The sequence below is a fragment of the Streptomyces sp. I05A-00742 genome (assembly GCF_013055795.1).
Taxonomy (GTDB): Bacteria; Actinomycetota; Actinomycetes; order Streptomycetales; family Streptomycetaceae; genus Streptomyces.
The window spans coordinates 298,512-320,914 of record NZ_JABETO010000003.1 but is presented as its reverse complement, the minus strand read 5'-3'; the positions used below and the strand labels follow the sequence as shown (position 1 = coordinate 320,914).

At 73.7% G+C, this 22,403-nt stretch carries 14 protein-coding genes and 1 pseudogene; 9 read left to right on the top strand and 6 right to left on the bottom strand.

Annotation, left to right across the window (positions count from 1 at the left end):
• Positions 1 to 169 precede the first annotated feature (169 nt).
• Positions 170 to 1,546: a sensor histidine kinase gene (locus HN013_RS04770; protein WP_171163254.1), complete on the top strand. Its 1,377-nt coding sequence runs from the start codon at positions 170 to 172 to the stop codon at positions 1,544 to 1,546.
• A gap of 260 nt (positions 1,547 to 1,806) precedes the next feature.
• Here HN013_RS04770 and HN013_RS04765 read toward each other — a convergent pair whose 3' ends face one another.
• Both HN013_RS04765 and HN013_RS04760 read right to left on the bottom strand, forming a co-directional pair.
• On the bottom strand, positions 1,807 to 2,307 hold the full coding sequence (locus HN013_RS04765) for an SUKH-3 domain-containing protein (RefSeq protein WP_171163252.1): 501 nt from the start codon (positions 2,305 to 2,307) through the stop codon (positions 1,807 to 1,809).
• A gap of 5 nt (positions 2,308 to 2,312) precedes the next feature.
• A complete protein-coding gene (locus HN013_RS04760; protein ID WP_249374711.1) occupies positions 2,313 to 2,873 on the bottom strand; it encodes a YwqJ-related putative deaminase in 561 nt (186 codons plus the stop codon).
• 379 nt (positions 2,874 to 3,252) lie between these two features.
• Here HN013_RS04760 and HN013_RS04755 point away from each other — a divergent pair, with 379 nt between their 5' ends.
• The 3 genes from HN013_RS04755 to HN013_RS04745 all read left to right on the top strand — a co-directional run bounded on the left by HN013_RS04755 (position 3,253) and on the right by HN013_RS04745 (position 7,853).
• The gene (locus tag HN013_RS04755; RefSeq protein ID WP_171163250.1) at positions 3,253 to 4,230 is read left to right on the top strand and encodes an HNH endonuclease; all 978 of its coding nucleotides are present in this window, start codon (positions 3,253 to 3,255) and stop codon (positions 4,228 to 4,230) included.
• A gap of 5 nt (positions 4,231 to 4,235) precedes the next feature.
• Positions 4,236 to 6,752 carry an SUKH-4 family immunity protein gene (locus HN013_RS04750; protein ID WP_171163321.1) on the top strand — a complete coding sequence of 839 codons (2,517 nt, stop codon included), beginning with the start codon at positions 4,236 to 4,238 and terminating at the stop codon, positions 6,750 to 6,752.
• A gap of 198 nt (positions 6,753 to 6,950) precedes the next feature.
• Complete coding sequence (locus HN013_RS04745; RefSeq protein ID WP_171163248.1) at positions 6,951 to 7,853, top strand: cellulose-binding protein; 903 nt, start codon at positions 6,951 to 6,953, stop codon at positions 7,851 to 7,853.
• A 55-nt stretch (positions 7,854 to 7,908) separates the two neighbouring features.
• Here the strand turns inward: HN013_RS04745 and HN013_RS04740 are convergent, their stop codons facing one another.
• Positions 7,909 to 8,640, bottom strand: coding sequence for a hypothetical protein (locus HN013_RS04740; protein ID WP_171163246.1), 732 nt, complete (start codon positions 8,638 to 8,640; stop codon positions 7,909 to 7,911).
• 263 nt (positions 8,641 to 8,903) lie between these two features.
• Between HN013_RS04740 and HN013_RS04735 the strand changes: the two genes are divergently transcribed.
• Complete coding sequence (locus HN013_RS04735; RefSeq protein WP_171163244.1) at positions 8,904 to 9,143, top strand: hypothetical protein; 240 nt, start codon at positions 8,904 to 8,906, stop codon at positions 9,141 to 9,143.
• Between the two features lie 92 nt (positions 9,144 to 9,235).
• On the opposite strand, the pseudogene HN013_RS34090 reads toward HN013_RS04735, so the two are convergent.
• Positions 9,236 to 9,328: pseudogene (locus tag HN013_RS34090) on the bottom strand (hypothetical protein); the annotation flags it as partial.
• Between the two features lie 1,022 nt (positions 9,329 to 10,350).
• Here HN013_RS34090 and HN013_RS04725 point away from each other — a divergent pair.
• From HN013_RS04725 to mfd, 3 genes are all read left to right on the top strand, one after another.
• Complete coding sequence (locus tag HN013_RS04725) at positions 10,351 to 11,139, top strand: ABC transporter ATP-binding protein (protein ID WP_171163242.1); 789 nt, start codon at positions 10,351 to 10,353, stop codon at positions 11,137 to 11,139.
• Positions 11,136 to 13,700 carry an FtsX-like permease family protein gene (locus tag HN013_RS04720; protein WP_171163240.1) on the top strand — a complete coding sequence of 855 codons (2,565 nt, stop codon included), beginning with the start codon at positions 11,136 to 11,138 and terminating at the stop codon, positions 13,698 to 13,700. The genes HN013_RS04725 and HN013_RS04720 overlap by 4 nt, the downstream gene beginning before the upstream one ends.
• A gap of 241 nt (positions 13,701 to 13,941) precedes the next feature.
• Positions 13,942 to 17,469 (top strand): transcription-repair coupling factor, encoded by a 3,528-nt coding sequence (mfd, locus tag HN013_RS04715; RefSeq protein ID WP_171163238.1) that lies wholly within the window; start codon positions 13,942 to 13,944, stop codon positions 17,467 to 17,469.
• A 57-nt stretch (positions 17,470 to 17,526) separates the two neighbouring features.
• Here mfd and HN013_RS04710 read toward each other — a convergent pair whose 3' ends face one another.
• The gene (locus HN013_RS04710; protein WP_171163236.1) at positions 17,527 to 18,975 is read right to left on the bottom strand and encodes a DUF2079 domain-containing protein; all 1,449 of its coding nucleotides are present in this window, start codon (positions 18,973 to 18,975) and stop codon (positions 17,527 to 17,529) included.
• Between the two features lie 97 nt (positions 18,976 to 19,072).
• Positions 19,073 to 19,786 (bottom strand): hypothetical protein, encoded by a 714-nt coding sequence (locus HN013_RS04705; RefSeq protein WP_171163234.1) that lies wholly within the window; start codon positions 19,784 to 19,786, stop codon positions 19,073 to 19,075.
• Positions 19,787 to 19,968: 182 nt separating this feature from the next.
• Between HN013_RS04705 and HN013_RS04700 the strand changes: the two genes are divergently transcribed.
• Positions 19,969 to 22,035: an N-6 DNA methylase gene (locus HN013_RS04700; RefSeq protein ID WP_171163232.1), complete on the top strand. Its 2,067-nt coding sequence runs from the start codon at positions 19,969 to 19,971 to the stop codon at positions 22,033 to 22,035.
• Positions 22,036 to 22,403: the final 368 nt, after the last annotated feature.

The window sequence follows — 22,403 nt, the reverse complement described above, 5'->3', positions numbered from 1 at the left end:
CCGAGTGATCCCGTTCGACCCCCAACACTATGCCGTACCACCGGCCTTCGGTGCGACGGTATGGCGACCGGTGAGAGCCGGGGCGGGGGGTGAATCCTTCCGTCCCTGTCGATTGCGTGTTGCTGTCATTTTTCGAAATCGGTTGGACCCCACCCGTAGTCTGGGTGGTATGACCACAACGGGGGCAATCACGGACGCGGGCGCCCGGGGCGCTCCCGCGGGGCCGTGGTGGTGGGCCAGGCGACGGAGCCTGGTATTGGACGTAGTGCTGGCACTGGTGTCAGTGATCGAGTGCATATTCGAGGGCATCGCCTTCGCTCATGAGGTGGGGGCACCGGGGGCGGTGGGGGCGCTCGCCGGCGTCCCGGTCGGGGGCTCGCTGCTGGTACGGCGGCGCTGGCCGGTCGCGGTGGTCCTGGTCTCGATCGCCGTCACTCCGGCCGAGATGGGCTTCCTGCTCGGCGTCGTCGGGCTGTACACCCTGGCCGCGTCCGACGCGCCGCGGCGGATCATCGTCGTGCTGGCGGTCGTCTCCATGGCGGGGACCCTGGTCGTCGCCGCCGCCCGGTTCCACCGCGACGTGGCGCAGCCGGGCTACCAGCCGGGCCTCGGGGCGGCGCTGCTCTTCTCGGTGGTGATGGCCCTGGGCATGACGGCCCCGCCGCTGCTCCTCGGGATGTATGTGGGGGCGCGCCGGCGGCTGGTGGAGAGCCTGCGGGAGCGGGCCGACGGGCTGGAGCGCGAGCTGTCGCTGCTGGCCGAGCGGGCCGAGGAGCGGGCCGAGTGGGCCCGGAGCGAGGAACGGACGCGGATCGCCCGGGAGATGCACGACGTGGTGGCACACCGGGTGTCCCTGATGGTGGTGCACGCGGCGGCGCTCCAGGCGGTCGCCCTCAAGGACCCGGAGAAGGCGTCGCGGAACGCCGGGCTGGTCGGCGACATGGGCCGGCAGGCGCTGACCGAGCTGCGCGAGATGCTGGGCGTGCTGCGGGCGAAGCCGGACGGCACGGCCGGGGAGCCGGCCGCCGCACAGGAACCGGAGCGGCTGGCGGCGGTGGCCGCGGCGGCCTCCGCGCGGGTGCGGGGGGCCCATCGGGAGAGCCAGGCCGCGTTGAGCGCGAGCAGTGCGGACGGCCCGCGCCTGGGGGCGCTGGCGGATCTGGTCGGGCAGTCCCGGCAGGCCGGGATGGCCGTGGAGTTCTCCGTCGAGGGGGAGCAGCGGTCGTATGCCGCGCGGGTGGAGCGCACCGCGTACCGGGTGGTGCAGGAGGCCCTGACCAACGTGCACAAGCACGCTCCCGGCGCGGCGGCGCGGGTGCGGGTGGCCCACCGGGAGGGCGAGGTCGCGCTCCAGGTGGAGAACGGGCCGTCGGGCGGCGGCACGGACGCGGGGCTGCCGAGCGGCGGCAACGGCCTGATCGGCATGCGGGAACGGGTGACGGCGCTGGGCGGCGTGTTCGTGTCCGGGCCGACGGAGCGGGGCGGCTTCCGGGTGTCGGCGGTGATTCCGGACGCGGCCCAGGGGGCGGACGCGAGCGCGGCGTGAGGCGCGTGGGGTGCGCGGGGTGTGCGTGACGCGCGTGGGGTGAGGGGTGGGGGCGGGGGCGTCGGCCGGTGCCGGCCTGTCCCGCGCCTGTCCGCTCGTCCACTAGTCCGCTCGTCCGCCCGTCCGGGAGTTCCGCTTGCGGCCGCGCCCGTCCGCTCGTCCGGCCGTTCCGCTCGGGTCCGCGCCCGTCTGTCCGGCGGCTTGGTCCGGCTCCGCGCCCGTCCGCTCAGCCGGCGGCTCCGGCCGGCCCGCGGCTCCGGCTAGCCCGCGGCGGAGAGCCGTGCGGGACGGGTCCCCGTGATGAGGGCGCCGAGCGCGTGGTCGATGTCGGAGCCCAGATACCAGTCGCCGGTGTGGTCGAGGCTGTAGACGCGCCCGTGGGCGTCGATGGTGAGCACGGCCTGGCCGTCCAGCTCCTGGCCGAGGGGGCACACCTCGGTGCCGAGGGCACGCCCGAGGTCCGCGACGGTCCGGGCGAGGTGGAGCCCGTGGAGCGGGTCGATGTGGAACGGCGTCGGCGCGATGTGCTTGCCGGCCCCCGGCCCGGTGATGCGCAGGCCGCCGAACTCCGCCCAGGCCTCGACGGCGGCCGGGAAGACGGTGTGCCGGTGCCCGGCGGGCGAGACGTGGGCGCGCAGGGCGTCGGCCCACTTCTCGGCGGCCTTGATGTCCCAGCGGCCGGGCTGCCAGCCGGCCTCCCGCAGGGCGGCGTCGACGGCGACGGGGAAGCGGGTGGCGGCGGTGCGGTCGAAAGCGCGCATGGAGGTCAGGGCCTGCCTCGTTCCGGGGTGGTGGGGTCGATGGCGCGGACGCCGAAGTGGGCGAGGAGCGCGGTACAGGAGCGACAGGGCGGGGCGTAGGCGCCGTGGCGGGGGTCGCCGTCCTCGCGGATGTGCCGGGCCGTGATCTTCGACTGCTTGAGGGCCCGGCGGGCCTCGCCGTGGGTGAGCGGTTTGCGGGCGGCACGTTTGCTGCGCCCCGCCTCGTGGGTGGTGAGGAAGCGGGTGAGGAGCAGGGCCTCGGGGCAGCGCCCGGTGAACCGCTCGCGGCGCTCGCTGGTGAGGGTGTCGAGGAAGTCCTGGACGAGCGGGTGCAGCGCGGGCGGCTGTTCGGCCTTGCCCGCGGTGCAGGTCAGCGTGGTGCCGCGGACGGAGAGCGCGGCGGCGACGGCGGGCAGGATGCCGTCGCGGCGGTGGATCAGCACCGGTGGACGTTCGGCGTCCTCGGTGGTGCTCCAGCTGAGCCGGGGGTCGCCGGGAGCGGCAGCGGTGCCGGCGCTTCCGGCGTCGCTCCCGGTCAGGGGTTGGTGGTCCTGAGTCGTGTGCATGGTGGTTCTTCCCTCCCTGCAATCCCCCTGTTGCGGGGATCAGCCTGCCAAATGCGGTGGTGGGAGTGGAAGGCAGGGCGGTGTTGCGTGTGTCTGGTGTGCCGGGATAGGTGAGAGGGGCCCGAGTCGTGGCACGGGGGTGAGCCGGTCGCTGTGCGGGGGTTTGCCGGTGCACGGGGGATTTCTGTGGCCGCCCGCGTTTCCGCGCCGTTCCCCGGGCGGAGCCGGCGCCGGCCGTCCGCCGGGCACGGACGGGGGGCCCGTCTTGCGTCAGCGCATAGGCTGTCCGGCACGAGGCCGTTCCCGGCCGCGGGGTCGTCACCCGCCGCCGGGACCGCGAACGTCGCAGAACACGCCAGCCAAGCAGGGGGCATCCGCCATGACGACAGGTCGGCTCGGGCAGCAGGCCGCGCCACCGAACACGGCCTACGCCGGGCAGGTCGTGCACTTTCCGGATCCGGTCCGGCACGGCCGCTACCCCCAGGGCGTGCGGGTGGACGAGGACGGGTACCCGGACTTCTCCCCGTACGCCCGCGCGGCCGCCGAGATCGCGGAGCCCCCGGAGGGCTTCGGCGTGGACGAGCTGCGGCTGACCGACTACGTCTCGGCCAACGCCGCGCTGCACGCGGAGGGTCACGAACTCTGGGCGAGCCTGCACCCGGTGGCGACCCCGCACGGCTGGACCTGGCACCACGTGGCCGGAACCCGCCGGCTGGAGCTGGTGCCGGCCGAGGTCAAGGCGCTGCTGCGGCACCACGGCGGGCTGGCGACGGCCGTCGTGGACCAGGACAAGCGCGGCACCCGGCCGTTGCAGGAGACCCGGCCCGTGCACTTCGCCCTGCCGCAGCGGGAGCTCGCGGTGACGGAGGAGCAGGTGCAGGGCGTCGAGGAGGACCTCGGCTACCGGCTCCCGGGCGCGTACCGGGCGTTCCTCAAGGCGGCGGGCGGCTGCGCCCCGGTGGGGGCGGCGCTCGACGCGGAGCTGGGACTGCTGCTGGACCAGCCGTTCTTCACGGTCCGTGAGGAGGCGGCGGTCAACGACCTCGTCTACGTCAACAAGTGCCTGCGCGACCACTTCACCAAGGACTACCTGGGAGTGGCCTTCGTGCAGGGCGGTGTACTGGCGGTCAAGGTGAAGGGCGAGGCGATCGGGTCGGTCTGGTTCTGCCCGTACGACGACGCCCGGGACCAGGACGGCTGGACGGTGCAGGAGCGGGTGGAGCGGCTGCTGCTGCCCTGTGGTGAGGACTTCGACGCCTTCCTGTCCCGGCTGGCGGGCGGACCGCCCGAGCTGGAGACGGTGGCGAACCTGATGGTCGACGGCGGCTTCGCGTACGCCGTCCCGGTGGAGGGGTGAGCGCGGTGGTGACCTTCGCGCAGGCTCAGGAGCGCGCGGAGCGCTGGGTCAACGGCGATGTGCCGGCGTATCTGCACCGTGAGGTGAAGGTGCGCGAGTTCGACCTGGGCTTCGTCGCCTGGGCCGAGGACCGCGAGGGCGTGGCCTCGACGGACAGCTCCCGGACGCGGCTGGTGATCGCGCGGGACAGCGGGGAGACCACGCTGTGGCCGGGGCTGCCGGTCGGCGAGGTGATCCGGCGGTACGAGGAGGAGTACGGCACGGCGGCCGAGCCTGCGCCGGTGGCGGACGAGCCGCCGGGGCGGGTGGACCTGAACGCGACGTCCTTCCTGCTGAGCCCGCCGCAGTGGCTCCAGGACGCGGCGGACGCGATGGGGATCCCGGACCGCAAGCGGGACAAGGACGGTGCGGCCGCGCCGTCCGGGCCTGATGCTTCGCAGGGGGCCGGGGTGGGGTCCGGCGGGACGTCGGGTGGTGCCGCGACGAGTGGCGCGTCCGGTGCCTCCGGCGCTTCCGGTACTTCCGGTACTTCCGGTTCGGGTGAGCCGTCGGCTCCGTCGGGTGTCTCTTCCTCTGCCCCCTCCGCCCCCGCCGTCCCTTCTCCCTCTTCCCCCGCGACGCCCCCTCCCGCGCCCGAGCCCGTCTGGGCCGGAGCGGACGTCTCGGCCGGGGACGAGGACGACGAGTCCGCGGGCCTGCCCGCGACGGTCCTCGCGCCCGCGCTGTCCGGCTCCGACGCCGATGACACGCCCCCGCCCGGAGTGCGGCCCGACGCCAAGACCGAGCTGATGCCCGGGGGGAGTTCGCTGCCGCGAACGACCCTGGCGCCCGCGATCGAGGAACCCGGGGCCCCGCCGCCGCAGGGCGGCCCGGCCGTCCCGCCTCCCGGCCCCGGCGCCGGTGTCCCGGCGGCGACGGTGCTCGCGAGCCCGTCCGCGCCCCCGGCCCCGCCGGCCCGGCCGGGTGCGGGCACACCGCCGCCTCCGCCGCCCGCCGCACCCAACGCCCCTGCCCCGGGCGGTACTTCGGGTCACCAGGCGCCCGGCGGCGGCTCGGCCGCCTACGCGGCGACGATGCTGGCGACCCCCGGACCCGGCGGCGGACCGTCCGTTCCCGGCGCCCCCGCGGCCCCCGGAGCACCCACTCCGCCGCCGGGCGCTCCCGCACCGCCCGGAACGCCGCCCGGCGGGGTGCACGCCGCGGCGACCATGCTCGCGGGGCCGAACACTCCGGGTGCCCCGCAGCCGCCGGGCGCGCCCAACCCGCCCGGCGCACCGGGCACTTCCACGCCCCCCGGCGCACCGGGAAGCCCCGGCGTACAGCCCCCGGCCGCACCAGGCGCCCCCGGCGCCGCTGCCGGAACCGGTGCGCCCGGGCCGCACGCCCCCGGGGCGCCCGGCGCTCCGGGCACCCCTCCGGGCGGCGTGCACGCCGCGGCGACGATGCTCGCGAGCCCCGGCGCGCCGGGTGTCCCGCCGATGCCCAACGCCCCGCAGCCGCCCGGTGGTTACGGCTACCCGCAGGCGCCGGCCGGGGTGCCGACCGTCGGCCCCGGCTATATGGCCGTCCTCCGCTACCGCGCCCAGGACGGCTCGGAGCAGCAGGTCATCCGCCGCAGCGCGCCGGGCACGCCGCACCCGGAGTGGCAGATCCTGCACGAGCTGCGGGCGATGAACGTGCCGCCGCAGCAGGTGCTGGAGCTCCACACCGAGCTGGAGTCCTGTGACCTGCCGGGCGGTTACTGCGCGCGGATGGTGCGCGAGACCTGGCCGCAGGTGCGGGTCACCCACACCGCCGGGTACGGGCGCGACCACGTGACCCGCCGGCAAGGAGTGCGCCACCTGGTGGAGCACCAGGGCGAGCTGCACCAGGTCGCGGGCGCGCCCGCGCGTCCGGCCCCCAACCGGGTGCCGCTGCCGCAGCCGCACCAGGTGCGTCCGGCCCCGCCGATCGCGGTGGACGCCATCGCGCGGGAACTGCTGGACTCGTTCGGTCCGCAGGGTGTCTTCCGCTTCGACCAGCGCGCCGTCTCCCGGCAGGGCGTGCCGGAGGTGGTGGCGCAGACGCTGGTCTGGGCCGGGCTGCCGGCCGACTTCGGCCCGTTCTTCTGGGCCCAGGCCCAGCCGGGCCGTCCGGTGCCGACGCTCGCCGAACTGGCGCTGGAGCACGGGGCGCAGCCGGCGTCCGACGCCGGTTCGTACCTGGTGATGGGCAGCGACTTCGGCCGCCGGCTGTGCGTCCAGTACGGGACCGCGCACATCGTGGCCGTCCCCCTGGAAGCGGCCCCGGACGGCCGGTCGGCGCCACCGCAGTTCGTCAACACGAGCCTTCCTCAGTTCGTACGCTCTTTGGCGTTGCTCGGGCGCATGTGGCGCTGGCGCTACGGATTGACGCAGGAGCAGGCCGGGCGCTGGACCGTGGACTTCCAGGACCAGCTCGCCGCGCTGGATCCGGTGGCCCTGTCCTCGCCGGAGAACTGGTGGGCCGTGCTGCTGGAGCAGATGTGGGACGGTCTCTTCTAGCGGCCGGCCGGAGCTCGTCGGTGGCCGGGCGCTCGACCCCCGCGCGTGGCGGGGGCCGGGCGCTCTGCGCTGCCGGTCGGCGCATCCTTGACAGAAGAAGCAGGCGGAGTGTCGTGTTTTGGGCACTTCCCCCGTGCGGGAATGATGTGCGCCTGACCGCGTCGCAGACCGGGTTTCCGGATATAAGGGGCTACAAGCATGAGTGCATCGGTGTCACCTGACGGTTTCACTGTCGTACGAGGCCGCGGCTACCGGCCTGACCAGGTTGAGCGTGCCTTCGCCGAGTTCGCGCGGCAGCGCGACTCCGCCTGGGAGCGTGCCGCGCGGCTGACCGTCCTCGCCCGGGAGATGGAGGACGAGGTCCAGCGCATCCAACAGGTGGTGGCCCAGCTTCCCCCGCAGACCTACGAGACCCTGGGGCCGCGCGCCCAGGGGCTGGTGGCCACGGCCGAGGTGGAGGCGCTGGGGCTGCGGGAGCGCACCGAGGCCGAGGCCGCGGAGATGCACGACGCGGCGGGTGCCTACGCCCGCAAGGTCCGTGACGCCGCGCACGAGTACCAGGTCGGGGTGCGGGCCGAGGCGGAGGAGTGGGCGCGGCAGGCGCAGCTGGCGGCCCAGTCGGTGGCGGACGAGCTGCGGGCGACGGCCCGTCAGGACGCCAAGCAGTGGCGGGCGGACGCCGAGGCGGCGCTCCACGAGATGCGGGAGCGCACCGCCGCGATCCTGGCCGACCAGGAGACGGAGCACGCCGAGCGCTGGGACGCGGCGGGCCGCGAGGGCGCCGAGCGGGAGGCCGCGCTGGACGCCCGGGTGGCGGCCATGGAGGAGTACGCGCGGTCGACGCTCAACGAGGCGCAGCGCCGGTACGCGGACGCCGAGGAGGCGGCGCGGCACGGGCAGGAGGACGCGGAGGCGCAGGCCGCGTCGCTGATCGCCCAGGCGCGGGTGCGGGAGGAGCGGATCGCCCGGGAGACCGAGCGGGTGCTGCGGGAGCACGAGGAACGGCGCGAGGAGTTGCGTTCGCACATGGCGCATGTGCGGCACAGCCTGGCGGCGCTGACCGGGAAACCGGTGGCGGAGGACCCCGCGCCGGGCGAGTGAGACGCCGTCCGTCCCGGCCACCGGTGCGGCGGACGGGACGGACGGGTCCGGTGGGTCAGCGGGCGGTTCGGCTGGCCTTCGCGCTCGGGGTGGTCCCGGCAGGCTTGTCCTTCTTGCCGTCGGTGCCCTTGTCGCCGGGCTTACCGGGCTTGTTGGGCTTGCCGGATTCCGTGGGCTTCTCGGGCTTGTCCGGCTTGCCGGCGACGGTCAGCTTCAGGCTGAGCTCGACGCCCTCCTCGGTGGTGAGGTGCAGGGTGAAGGTGCCCTGCCGGTCGTCGGCGAACAGCTCGGGCAGCGTCACCGTGCCGTCCTTCCCGGTCTTGGGAAGCACCAGCGTGCGCAGCTTCTTGCCGTCCTCGCCCTTGAAGTACGGCCCGGCCTTCGCCGCCCCGCCGTCCTCCGTGAGGACCGTCGCCGTGACCTCGACACCGGCCAGCGCCTTGCCCTTGACGGTCGCCTTGGCAAGGACCGGGGCACCGAAGGAGGCGCCGGGGGCGGCCTTCAGGGTGCTGTTGCCGACCCGGACGAGCGCGTCGGCGTGCTGGACGGGCGGTGCCTTGACGGTCGCGGTGAAGTCGACGGCCGTGCGGCCGCGGTCCTCGATCGTGGCACGGACCGTGAACTTCCCGGTCTCCTCGCCCGCCGTGAGCTTCGGCGCGGTGGCGTAGCCGTCCTTGCCGGTGGTGGCGGTGACGGTCCTGGCGTCGCCGGGGAAGCGGGGCCCGTCCTCCTCGATGACCTCGAACTCGACCCGGGTGCCCGGCACGGGCTTGCCGTCGGCGGTCACCGCCCGCACCCGCGGCCGGCCGGCGAAGGCCTCGCCGGCCGTGGCGGTCAGCTCCCGGTCGCCGACCCGCTCCAGGCGGGAGGCGGAGGCCGGCGGNCGGCACGGGCTTGCCGTCGGCGGTCACCGCCCGCACCCGCGGCCGGCCGGCGAAGGCCTCGCCGGCCGTGGCGGTCAGCTCCCGGTCGCCGACCCGCTCCAGGCGGGAGGCGGAGGCCGGCGGGGTGGGCTTGTCGTGGTCGCCGGGCTTGTCCTTGTCACCCGGCTTGTTCTGGTCCGACGGCTTCGGGTCGGGCTTCGGGTTCGGCTTCGGGGTCGGCTTCGGCGAACCCGGCGTGGCCGGCGGCGCGGGCCGGGACGGCGGGGTGGTGCCGGGCGGCGTGGGCACGGTCGGCGCCGGGGGCGTGCCGCCCGCCGGCGGGCGGGAGCCCACGGGAAGGTCGGGCAGGGCGCCCCCGCCGCCGTTCTTGTACGTGCGCATCCAGGCGAGCACCGTGTTGAGGTAGTCGCGGGAGGCGTTGTAGCGGAGCACGGCCTTCTCGACGTCGACCGGCCTGCTCAGGTCCAGGCCGCCGGCGCAGAGGTAGCGGGCGGTGCCGGCCGCCGCGTCGAAGATGTTGTTGGGGTCCTTCTGGCCGGTGCCCCTGCCGTCGGCGGCGTAGCTCTGCCAGGTGGAGGGGATGAACTGCATGGGGCCGACGGCGTGGTCGAACTCCTGGTCATGGTCCCACCGGCCGCCGTCCGTGTCCCTGACGAGCGCGAACTTCTCGCCCGTCAGGGGCGGCCCGATGATGGGCTTCTCCGTGGATCCGTCGGTCCGCAGGCCGCCGCCCATGGCGGCGTGGTCCGATTCCACCTTGCCGATGCCCGCGATGAGTTCCCAGGGCACGTTGCACTGCGGCCACTGCTCCCGGGCGAGCTTCTCGGCGTTCTTGTAGGCGGCCAGGGCGGTCGCGGGGATGCCGGTGGCCTTGTCCGCGGCACCGTCGGAGCCGGCGATCGGCCCGGGCGCGCCGGGGGTGCCCGGTGGCGGGACCAGGTCGGGCAGGGCGAGGTTGGGGGAGCCATGCGGCAGTCTCTGCGGGTTGCCGGGGCCGGGGGCGGGATCACCGGCGTCCGCCGTGGGGCGCGGCGGACTGGCGCCGACCGCGGCGGTCGTGAGGCTGGCGACGAGCAGAGCGGTGCACAGTCCCTGTCGGGAGACGCTGGCAGCGCGCGCACGAAGTATCTTCACTGAGGCTGCTTCCTTGGGAGACCGGCGGCCGGGCGCAGGAGAGGTCGTCGGACGCCCCCCTCGGCCATAGACCCGAACACTAATTCCCTCAAGCCCCAATTGTCTTGCCCCGGGACGGGCTTCACGGTTTCTTCGCGGCGCGTTCCCCCGCAGGGGACAGCGGTTCGGCCATTTCGCCTGCTCGCCCCGGCCTTTCGGCGGCCCTTCCGGCCCTCCCGACCCTGAGACGGCGGCCGACCGGGGTGGTCCGTCCCCTAGGGGTCGGCCCGTACATACCTCCCGGTCGGGCTCGTCCCGCAGCAGGAGGAGGGCGGGGCCCGCCGCTCCCTAGGCTCGTGGAGGCAGGCCGGAGGGCCGGGGTGGGGACAGCACCACCCCCGATACGCCTCCGTGCCCCATCGTGGCGGCCGCGGAGAACCAGCAGGCTGGGACAGCGGCGGAACAAGGGCCGACAAGACCGAGGAAGCAGGAGACCCATCGTGAAGACGGCTGTATCGATTCCCGTGGCCGGCAACAGGGGAGGACACACGGCCGTCGCGGCGAGGGCGCGTCAGGTCCTCAAGGCGTACGGGTCGGGCGAGACCCGCGTCACCGCCCTGGACCACGTGGACGTGGACATCGCCCGGGGGCAGTTCACGGCCATCATGGGCCCGTCCGGCTCCGGCAAGTCGACCCTGATGCACTGCCTCGCCGGGCTCGACACGGTCACGTCGGGCGAGATCTGGATCGACGAGACCGAGATAACCGGGCTCAAGGACAAGAGGCTCACCCAGCTGCGCCGGGACCGGATCGGCTTTATCTTCCAGGCGTTCAACCTGCTGCCGACCCTCAACGCCATCGAGAACATCACGCTTCCCATGGACATCGCGGGCCGCAAGCCCGACCGGGACTGGCTGAACCGGGTCGTGGAGACCGTCGGCCTGGCCGGGCGGCTCAAGCACCGGCCGAACCAGCTCTCCGGCGGCCAGCAGCAGCGCGTTGCCGTGGCCCGCGCGCTCGCCGCCCGGCCCGAGATCATCTTCGGGGACGAGCCGACCGGAAACCTGGACTCCAGGGCCGGTGCCGAGGTCCTGGGCTTCCTGCGCCGCTCGGTGGACGAGCTCGGCCAGACCATCGTGATGGTCACCCACGACGCCGTCGCCGCCTCGTACGCCGACCGTGTCCTCTACCTCGCGGACGGGCGGATCGTCGACGAGATGTACCAGCCGACCGCCGACATGGTTCTTGAGCGGATGAAGCATTTCGACGCCCGCGGGCGGGTGTCGTGACCGTCCTCAAGACCTCGCTGCGCAACTTTCTGGCCCACAAGGGCCGGATGGCGCTGTCCGCCGTGGCGGTCCTGCTGTCCGTGGCGTTCGTCTGCGGCACGCTGGTGTTCACCGACACCATGAACGCCACGTTCGACAAGCTCTTCGCGGCCACCGCCTCCGACGTCTCCGTGACGCCGGAGAAGAAGGACGACGTCCAGGAGACCGGCAAGCCGCGGACCCTCCCGGCGTCCCTCCAGGCGAAGCTGGCCGCCGTGCCGGGCGTCGCCAAGGTCGAGCCGGAGGCCGACAGCCAGCAGATCACCGTCGCCGACCGCCGCGACAAGGACATCGGCCCCGACTCCGGCGCCCCCACCGTGGGCACCAACTGGGGCGAGCACCAGAAGAAGACCGTCGAGATCACCAGCGGCCACGAGCCGCGCGGCGGGTCCGAGGCCGTCCTCGACTCCGACACCGCCGACAAGCGCGGGGTGAAGATCGGCGACACCCTCCGGGTCATCGCGGCCCCGGGCGACTTCCGCGTCCGCGTCGTCGGCCTCGCCACGTACAGGACCACCAATCCCGGCGCGGCGATCCTCTACTTCGACACCCGGACCGCGCAGACCCGGCTGCTCGGCAGCACCGCCGAGTACAGCGGCTACGGCCTGACCGCCGCCGCGGGCGTCAGCGACGAGCAGCTCAAGGAGCGCGTCACCGCCGCCGTCGGCTCGCGCTACACCGTGCACACCGCCGCCGAGACCAAGGAGGAGAACAAGAACGACTTCGGCTCCTTCCTCGACGTCATGAAGTACGCGCTGCTGGGCTTCGCCGGCATCGCCGTCCTCGTCGGCATCTTCCTCATCGTCAACACCTTCTCCATGCTGGTCGCCCAGCGGACCCGCGAGATCGGGCTGATGCGGGCCATCGGCGCCGGCCGCCGTCAGGTCAACCGGTCCGTGCTCGTGGAGGCCCTGCTGCTGGGCGTCGTCGGCTCGGTGCTGGGCATCGGCGGCGGCATCGCCCTCGCCGTCGGCCTGATGCAGATCATGCAGTCCATGGGCATGAACCTGGACACCAGCGAGCTGACCATCAAGGCCACCACGCCCCTCGTCGGGCTGGCGATCGGTGTGATCGTCACGGTGGTAGCCGCCTACCTGCCCGCCCGCCGGGCCGGGAAGATCTCCCCGATGGCCGCCCTGCGCGACGCCGGCACCCCCGCCGACGGCCGCGCAGGCAAGGTGCGGGCCGGCATCGGCCTGGTGCTGACCGCCGCCGGCGCCGCCGCGCTGCTCGCCGCCGGGAACGCCGACGAGGCGGCCGCCGGCTCGGGGCTGCTGGGCATCGGCGTCCTGCTGAGCCTCGTGGGGTTCGTGGTGGTCGGGCCGCTGCTCGCCGGGTTCGTCGTCCGCGCCATCAGCGCCGTCGTGCTCCGTGTCTTCGGCCCGGTCGGACGGCTCGCCGAGCGCAACGCGCTGCGCAACCCGCGGCGTACGGGGGCCACCGGCTCCGCGCTGATGATCGGCCTCGCGCTGGTCGCCGCCCTGTCGGTGGTGGGCTCCTCGATGGTGGCCTCGGCCACGGAGCAGCTCGACAAGTCGGTCGGAGCGGACTTCATCATCCAGGACGGCGGCGGCAAGCCGCTGCCCCCCGCGGTGCAGAAGGCCGTCCTGTCGGCCCACGACATCCAGCACTTCAGCCGCTCCACCGGCGTCGTGGCCGAGGTGACCACCCCCGACGGGAAGACCGCCACTCAGCAGCTCACCGCCACGGACCCCACCTACATCGACGACTTCCGGTCCGAGGCCGTCCAGGGGCGGCTGAAGGACGTCTACGCCAAGGACGCCCTGTCCGTGCCGGAGGGCTTCGCCAAGGACCACGGGATCAAGCGCGGGGACCGGCTGACCGTCGCCATGGTCGACGGCCGGACCGCCCGGCTCCGGGTCAACGCCATCACCTCGGACGACACCGCCTTCGACAAGGGTGCGATGTACCTGGACATCGCCACCGTCCAGCGGTACCTGCCGGCCGACAGGATGCCCCTGACCGGCATGATCCTCGCCAAGGCCGAGGACGGCCGGGCCAAGGAGGCCGCCGCCTCCCTCAAGGCCGCCGTCAAGAAGTACCCGCAGGTCAAGATCCGTGACCAGGCCGACTACAAGACCCTGATCAAGGACCAGGTCGGACAGCTCCTCAACATCATCTACGGGCTGCTGGCCCTGGCCATCATCGTCGCCGTCCTCGGCGTCGTGAACACCCTCGCCCTCTCGGTCGTCGAGCGGACCCGCGAGATCGGCCTGATGCGCGCCATCGGCCTCTCCCGCCGCCAGCTGCGCCGCATGATCCGCCTGGAGTCGGTGGTCATCGCCCTCTTCGGCGCCCTGCTGGGCCTCGGGCTCGGCATGGGCTGGGGAGCGACTGCCCAGAAGCTCCTCGCGCTCGAAGGGCTCGGGGTGCTGGACATCCCCTGGCCGACCATCATCACGGTCTTCCTCGGCTCCGCGGTGGTGGGCCTGCTCGCCGCCCTGGTCCCGGCGTTCCGGGCGGGACGGATGAACGTCCTGAACGCCATCGCCACGGACTGACCGCCCCCCAGGGGGGCAGTCACGGCCCGGCCGCGCCACGGGGGTGTGCGGCCGGGCTTCAGCCCGTCCGGCGCTTGAGGACTGGGGGCACCCCCTCCGGGGGAGGGACAGGGGCAAGCCCCCGGCGGGGCCCGACGGACGCACCCCGTCCCGCGGCGCGTCGTACGCTGGAGACACACCCGGCTCGTCCCTCACGCGTCGGGCGATTCGTGTTGTCACCCTCCCGGGACGGAAGCCCCTCATGAGCCTGCACGGTCTGCTCGACGCCGTCGTCAACGATCCGGCGCTCGCCGAAGCGGTGAAGGCCGCGGGCGACGGCAACCGGCCGCACGTCGACCTCGTCGGACCGCCCGCCGCCCGTCCCTTCACCATCGCCGCCCTCGCCCGCACCGGCCGCCCCGTCCTCGCCGTCACCGCGACCGGGCGGGAGGCCGAGGACCTCGCCGCGGCGCTGCGCTCGCTGCTCCCGCCGGACGGCGTGGTGGAGTACCCGTCCTGGGAGACGCTGCCCCACGAGCGGCTCTCCCCCCGCTCGGACACCGTCGGCCGCCGGCTGGCCGTGCTGCGCCGCCTCGCCCACCCCCGCGCGGACGACCCCGCCGCCGGGCCCGTCAGCGTCGTCGTCGCACCCATCCGCTCCGTGCTCCAGCCGCAGGTCAAGGGGCTGGGCGATCTGGAGCCGGTCAGCCTGCGCGGGGGGCGGAGCGCCGATCTCGGCGAGGTCACCGAGGCCCTGGCCGCCGCCGCGTACGCCCGGGTCGAGCTGGTCGAGAAGCGCGGCGAGTTCGCGGTGCGCGGCGGCATCCTCGACGTCTTCCCGCCCACCGAGGAGCACCCGCTGCGCGTGGAGTTCTGGGGCGACGACGTCGAGGAGATCCGCTACTTCAAGGTCGCCGACCAGCGGTCCCTGGAGGTCGCCGAGCACGGCCTGTGGGCGCCGCCCTGCCGCGAGCTGCTGCTGACCGACGCCGTACGGGAGCGGGCCGCCGCGCTCGCCGAGGACCACCCGGAGCTCGGCGAACTGCTCGGGAAGATCGCCGAGGGCATCGCGGTCGAGGGCATGGAGTCGCTCGCGCCGGCGCTGGTGGACGACATGGAGCTGCTGCTCGACGTCCTCCCGGCCGGGAGCATGGCGGTCGTCTGCGACCCGGAGCGGGTGCGGACCCGCGCCGCGGACCTCGTCGCGACCTCGCAGGAGTTCCTCCAGGCGTCCTGGGCGGCGACGGCGGGCGGCGGCGAGGCCCCGATCGACGTGGACGCCGCGTCGCTGTGGAGCATCGCCGACGTCCGCGACCACGCCCGTGAACTGGGCATGATGTGGTGGTCCGTCAGCCCCTTCGCCGCCGACGAGGACCTCGACAGCGACACCCTCACGCTCGGTATGCACGCCCCCGAGACCTACCGCGGCGACACCGCCCGCGCCCTGGCCGACACCAAGGGGTGGCTGGCCGACGGCTGGCGGACGCTGTTCCTCACCGAGGGGCACGGTCCGGCCGCGCGTACGGTGGAGGTGCTGGGCGGCGAGGGCATCGCGGCCCGGCTCGACGCCGAGCTGGACGACTTCTCCCCGGCCCTCGTCCACGTCTCCTGCGCGAGCCTCGACAACGGCTTCATCGACCCGGCGCTGAAGATCGCCGTCCTCACCGAGACCGACCTCTCCGGCCAGAAGTCCGCGAGCAAGGACATGGGCCGGATGCCGGCCCGGCGCCGCAAGTCCATCGACCCGCTGACCCTGCAGGCGGGCGACTACATCGTGCACGAGCAGCACGGCGTCGGCCGCTATATCGAGATGGTCCAGCGCACCGTCCAGGGCGCCACCCGCGAGTACCTGCTCGTCGAGTACGCGCCGGCCAAGCGCGGCCAGCCGGGGGACCGGCTCTACATCCCCACCGACCAGCTGGAACAGGTCACCAAGTACGTGGGCGGCGAGGCCCCCACCCTGCACCGGCTCGGCGGCGCCGACTGGACGAAGACCAAGGCGCGCGCCAAGAAGGCGGTCAAGGAGATCGCCGCCGACCTGATCAAGCTCTACTCGGCGCGGATGGCCGCCCCCGGCCACGCCTTCGGCTCGGACACCCCCTGGCAGCGGGAGCTGGAGGACGCCTTCCCCTACGCCGAGACGCCCGACCAGCTCACCACCATCGCCGAGGTCAAGGAGGACATGGAGAAGTCCGTCCCCATGGACCGCCTGGTCTGCGGCGACGTCGGCTACGGCAAGACGGAGATCGCGGTCCGCGCGGCCTTCAAGGCGGTGCAGGACGGCAAGCAGGTGGCGGTGCTGGTGCCCACCACGCTCCTCGTCCAGCAGCACTTCGGCACCTTCTCGGAGCGGTACGCCCAGTTCCCCGTCGTGGTGAAGGCGCTGTCCCGCTTCCAGAGCGACACCGAGGCCAAGGCGGTGCTGGAGGGGCTGCGGGACGGGTCGGTCGACATCGTCATCGGCACCCACCGGCTGTTCTCCTCCGAGACCAGGTTCAAGGACCTCGGTCTGGTCATCGTCGACGAGGAGCAGCGCTTCGGCGTCGAGCACAAGGAGCAGCTGAAGAAGCTCCGCGCCAACGTGGACGTCCTCACCATGTCGGCGACGCCGATCCCCCGGACGCTGGAGATGGCGGTCACGGGCATCCGCGAGATGTCCACGATCACCACTCCGCCGGAGGAGCGCCACCCGGTCCTCACCTTCGTCGGGCCCTACGACCAGAAGCAGATCGGCGCCGCCGTCCGGCGTGAACTGCTGCGCGAGGGGCAGGTCTTCTACATCCACAACCGGGTCGAGTCCATCGACCGGGCCGCCGCGCGGCTGCGCGAGATCGTGCCCGAGGCACGGATCGCCACGGCGCACGGCCAGATGTCGGAGAACGCGCTGGAGCAGGTCGTGGTGGACTTCTGGGAGAAGAAGTTCGACGTGCTGGTCTCCACGACGATCGTGGAGTCCGGCATCGACATCTCCAACGCCAACACCCTGATCGTCGAGCGCGGCGACAACTTCGGCCTCTCCCAGCTCCACCAGCTGCGCGGACGCGTGGGCCGCAGCCGCGAGCGCGGGTACGCCTACTTCCTCTACCCGCCGGAGAAGCCGCTCACCGAGACCGCCCACGAGCGCCTCGCCACCATCGCCCAGCACACCGAGATGGGCGCCGGCATGTACGTGGCGATGAAGGACCTGGAGATCCGCGGCGCGGGCAACCTTCTGGGCGGCGAGCAGTCCGGGCACATCGCCGGCGTCGGCTTCGACCTCTACATCCGTATGGTCGGCGAGGCCGTGGCGGACTACCGCGCCTCCCTGGAGGCCGGCGGCGCCGAGGAGCCGCCGCCGCTGGAAGTCAAGATCGAACTGCCCGTCGACGCGCATGTCCCGCACGACTACGCGCCGGGGGAGCGGCTGCGCCTCCAGGCGTACCGCGCCATCGCCTCGGCCAACAGCGAGGAGGACATCAGGGCCGTCCGGGAGGAGCTGACCGACCGCTACGGCAAGCTGCCCGAGCCGGTGGAGAACCTGCTGCTGGTCGCGGGTCTGCGGATGCTCGCCCGTGCCTGTGGCGTCTCCGACATCACTCTCCAGGGGTCCAACATCCGCTTCGGCCCCGTGGAGTTGCGCGAGTCGCAGGAGCTGCGGCTCAAGCGTCTCCACCCGCGTACGGTCATGAAGCCCGCCAACCGGCAGATCCTGGTGCCGCGCCCGGCCACCCGCCCCATCGGCGGCAAGCCGCTGGTCGGCAGGGAACTCCTGGCGTGGACGGGCGAGTTCCTCACCACGATCCTGGGCTGAACGATCCCGGGCCGGCCCGCCGCCCCGCCGCCCCGGCCGCCCTCCCCGGCGGACGGGTCACGCCACGCGCTTGAGCACCACGATCGTGCCCTCGGCGCCGAGCAGCTCGTACCGGCTCCCCGGGTGTGCCTGGGCCGCGTCGGCGAGGAGATCCTTGACGGGCCTGCCGTCACCGGCGTGCTGGGCCATGTAGTCGGGCGTGATCCCTTGGGTGCCCCCGGCCCAGAAGACCCGGCAGCGGCCGGTCAGCCGGCTTATGGCGGTGACGTCCGACGCCTCGACGGTGGCGTCGTCCGGTATACGCGCCAGGAGCCGCTCGGCGGCCCGGACACTCTCCGGTATTCGGTAGGTCGCGGGCTCGGTCAGGCTGTAGAGGGGCAGGGCCGCACTGAACGCCAGGGCCGCGCCGGCCACGGCGGCGGGCAGCTGACGGGCGTACCGGCGCAGCCAGCCCCGCGGGCTGCGGTGCGCCTTGGCGAGCGCGTCGGTCAGCGCGATGAAGACGATGGGCATCAGGACGGCGTTGTAGTGCCAGTCCGTTCCCCAGTAGTGGTCGTCGTGGGAGATGAATCGCCAGGCCAGGGTGGGCAGGGCGACGATCGCCACGGGTGACCGCAGGGCCAGCAGACCGGTGGTCGGCAGCAGTATCCACAGTAGGGTGCGGAGCGCCGTCAGCAGGGGGATGGTGGCGGTGGAGCCGCCGTCGACCTTGTTCCAGTAGTCGTAGGAGCCGCTGTTGTTGAAGGCCGGGATGGCGACGCAGAGGGCGAGGGCGCTGGCGGCGAGGCCGAACGCGATGAGTCCGTAGGCGGTCGGTGCCGCCGGGGTGCCGCGCCGGTTCCGGCGTTCACGGACGAGTATCGCCACGCCGATCGCGGCGACGGTGACTCCCAGGTCCTCCTTGACCAGGACGAGGGGCAGGGCCCACCACAGCACCGCCCGCCAGCGCCTGGCGACCACGGCTTCCAGGGAGAAGGCCAGGAGCGGCATGGCGAAGGCGATCTCGTGGAAGTCGAAGTCGACCGCGCGCTGTATGCCCCAGGAGAGGCCGTAGGCGATTCCTATGGCCAGCCCGCGCGCCCGGCCCAGTTTCCCGGCGGCGAGCCGGACGACGGGCACGGCGGACAGCGCGAACAGCGCGGCCTGGACGACGAGCAGGGTGAGGGGGGTGGGGAAGAGCCGGTAGAAGGGGGCGACCAGGGCGGTGATCGGGCTGAAGTGGTCGCCGAGGATGTTGGCGCCGGGGCCCTTGAGGTCGGCGACGGGTGCCTGGAGGTGGGCGTAGGTCCGGATGGCCTGTTCGAAGATGCCCAGGTCCCAGGAGATGGTCAGCATCCGGAGGTGCCGGGTCACCGAGAGTGTGGCGTAGAGGACGAAGAGCGCCCCGGCCACCCAGTACGGGTCGAGCCGTGGTGCCCGCAGGGCGCTGGTCCAGGTGCGGCCTTCGGCCGGGGTGCCGGCCGTTTCGGGGCCCGGCGCCGAGACGGCGGCTGCGGCCGAATCCATGACGGTCCTCTCCTCCTGTGGATATCCGGTTCGGGGGGCGACTGTCGAAAAGATACGCGGAACCACCGGAGGCAGGTGACGCCGTCGCCCGGCCCGCTCAGCCGGTCTTCTTCCAGTCGGTGCAGCCGCTGGTCTTGAAGTAGGCGTCCCGCGGGGTGACCGTCACGATGCCGTTGCCGGTGACGTTCTCGTTCGCCTCGATCGAGTCCGTACCGTGCAGGGCGTCCTTGGCGCGCTCCCAGTAGCAGTTGCCGTCCGCCTTGTTGCCCGCGGACTTGTAGGTGCCGGGGGCTATGTCAACTCCGACGCGGTACATGCCGTTGCCGGACACCGTCGTGCTCTTCGGGGTGCCGCTCTTCTTCTCGGGGACGCGCTCCCAGCCCTTGCAGCCCTCCGATTTGAAGATCTTGTCGCCGGCTTTGATCGTCACGTAACTGGAACCGGTGACGTTGTCGTTGGCGATGATCGAGTCGGGGTCGCCCTCGGCGTTCTTGGCGCGCTCCCAGTAACAGTTGTCACCCGACTTGTTGCCCAGGCTCCGGTACGTGCCCGGCTTGACGTCGGAGCCGACCTGGAAGGTTCCGCTCCCGGAGATGTCCGCCTTCCCGGCCTTCTGCTCGCCGCCGCCGGAACCCTTGCCCTTCGCGCCCTGGTCGGCGGTCACGACCTTGCCGGAGGCGCTGTCCCCGTCGTCGCCCCCTCCCGTGAGCGCCGCGCCCGCGCCCACGACCACGACGAGGGCTCCGGCTGCGGTGAGCACCTTGTGGCGCGCGAACCAGTTCCGCTGCTTCTGCTGGGCGTGCTGATACATGAGGAACGCCTTTCGACGCGAGATCTGTGATCCGACGAGTCAATGACATCAGAGTCTGTTAACCGGGTCAACGGGGTTCACGAGATTGGGTGAGTTCACGCCTGTGAAGCGGTGGGCGAGGCGTCCGGGGGTATGCTCGGCACACATCGAACGGGCGGAACGCGACGAGGGAGGGGAGTCAGGTGTCGGACAGCGCAGCGGAGGTGACCGCGGCCGGAATCGCCCGGCTGGCCGGAGTGGGACGCGCGGCGGTCAGTAACTGGCGCCGCCGCCACATGGACTTCCCCCAGCCCGTCGGGGGCACCGAGACCAGCCCGACCTTCTACCTGGGTGACGTCGAGCAATGGCTCCGTCACCAGGGCAAGATCGCCGAAGTTCCGCTGCGGGAGCGGGTCTGGCAGCAGGTCGTCGGCCACCCGGCCGGTGCCGTCACCGCCCTCCGGTACGCGGGATCCGTGCTGCTCCTGGTCCGGGACCGGCCCACGAGCTGGCTGGAGCTGGCCGAGCTCCCCGACGTCGGGCTCGCCGAGGCACTGCCCACCGCCCTGGAAGCCGCATTGGCCGCCCGGCTCGGCGAGCACCACGCCGTCGCCGTGCCCAGCCCGGCCGAGCTCGCCATCTCCTCCGCGCTGGTGCGCGGCACCGCCGAGCTCGCCTCGGTACGCGGCGCCGGCCCCGCCTACGAGTTCCTGCTCGGGCGCCACCTCGACGCCAACCCCCGGCAGTTCTCCCTCACTCCGCCCGGTCCCGCCGAATTGATGGCCGCCCTCGGCCGGGGGCCCCTGGACCGGCGGACCCGTACGGTCCTCGACCCGGCGTGCGGCACCGGCAGCCTGCTGAGCGCGGCCGGTGCGGTCGGCCCGGCCGAGCGGCTGTCGGTCCTCGGTCAGGAGATCGATCCCGACCTCGCCGCGCTCACCGCCCTGCGCCTGGCCCTGCACTCCGACGCCCAGGTGCGGGTGCGCCCGGGCGACAGCCTGCGCGGGGACGCCTTCGCGGAGCTGGCCGCCGACACCGTCCTGTGCCACCCGCCCTTCAATGAACGCAACTGGGGCCACGACGAGCTGGCGTACGACCCGCGCTGGGAGTACGGGTTCCCCGCCCGCACCGAGTCGGAGCTCGCCTGGGTGCAGCACGCCCTCGCCCGCCTGCGCGAGGGCGGCACCGCCGTTCTGCTGATGCCCCCCGCCGCCGCCTCCCGCCGGTCCGGCCGCCGCATCCGCGCCGACCTGCTGCGCCGCGGCGCGCTGCGGGCCGTGATCTCCCTGCCGGCCGGTGCCGCGCCGCCGTACGGCATCCCCCTGCACCTGTGGGTGCTGCGGCGCCCCGGCGCCCAGCAGTCCCCGACCCCGCACGTGCTGCTCGTCGACACCGCCGACCTCGCCCCCGCCGGCCGCGACAAGCTGCCCTGGCAGACCGTCAGCGCGGCGGTGCTGGAGGCATGGGAGGACTTCGACCGGTTCGGCACGGTCGAGGAGAAACCGGGGCAGCACCGCTCGCTGCCGGTCATCGACCTCCTCGACGACGACGTGGACCTCGCCCCCGCCCGCCATCTCCCGCCCCCGGCCTCGGCCGGCGGCGTCGCCGACCTGGTGGACGTCCACGACCGGCTCACCGTCGCCCTGGGCCGGGCGGCCGAGCTCGCCCCCGCCGTGCCGGAGGAGTCACCCGGCGGGGCCCGCTGGCCGGCGACCACCGTGGGGGAGCTCGCCCGCGCGGGCGCCCTCGTCCTCCGGGCAGGCGGCCCCGGTGCCGCCACCGGGGCGGGCGCGCCCCCGGTGCTCACGGACTACGACGTCAAGGCGGGCGGCCCGCCGTCCGGGGTGCTGCCCGAAGGGCCGGCCGAGGAGCCGGTGCTGGTGGAGACGGGCGACGTCGTCGTCCCCGTGCTCGGCGACGTCACCGCGGCCCGGGTCGTCGACGAGGCCACGGCGGGGGCGGCGCTCGGCCGGGGGCTCTTCCTCCTGCGGCCCGATCCGGCCGCGCTCGACGCCTGGTTCCTCGCGGGCTTCCTGCGCGGCACCGCCAACCAGCGCCAGGCCAGCAGCTACGCCTCCACGGCGACCCGGCTCGACGTCCGCAGGCTCCAGGTGCCCCGGCTGCCCCTCGCGGACCAGCGCCGCTACGGCGCCCGCTTCCAGGCCCTGGCCGCGTTCGAGGAGGCCTTGCGGCTCACCGAGCGGCTGGGGGAACAGCTCGTCCAAGGGCTGTACGACGGGCTGACCGACGGGACCGTCCGGCCGGACTGACGGCCGGGCGGCTGGCCTCCCGGCCTCCCGGCCTCCCGGCCTCCCGGCCTCCCGGCCTCCCGGCCTCCCGGCCGGGGCAGGCGGTCGGATCGACGGCCCCGCAGGTCCGGCCGACGGGCCGTCAGGTGGTGAGCGTCCCTGGCCCGGATGCTCGCCCCACCGCCGGTCGGTGGTCCGCAGGCCCGAACCGGCGGCCCTTCGGACGGGTGGTCCCGGGAACGGGACCGACGGGCCGCCGGGTGAGCGGGCCGCCTGTGGGCCGTCCGCCCGCCCGGCCGGAGATTCCCGCCGTTTTCCGGATCCGTGCAACCCTCGGGGGCGCTCCGGGGTCGATGGATAGGCTCTGTCACATCCCGCATCCCAGGAGC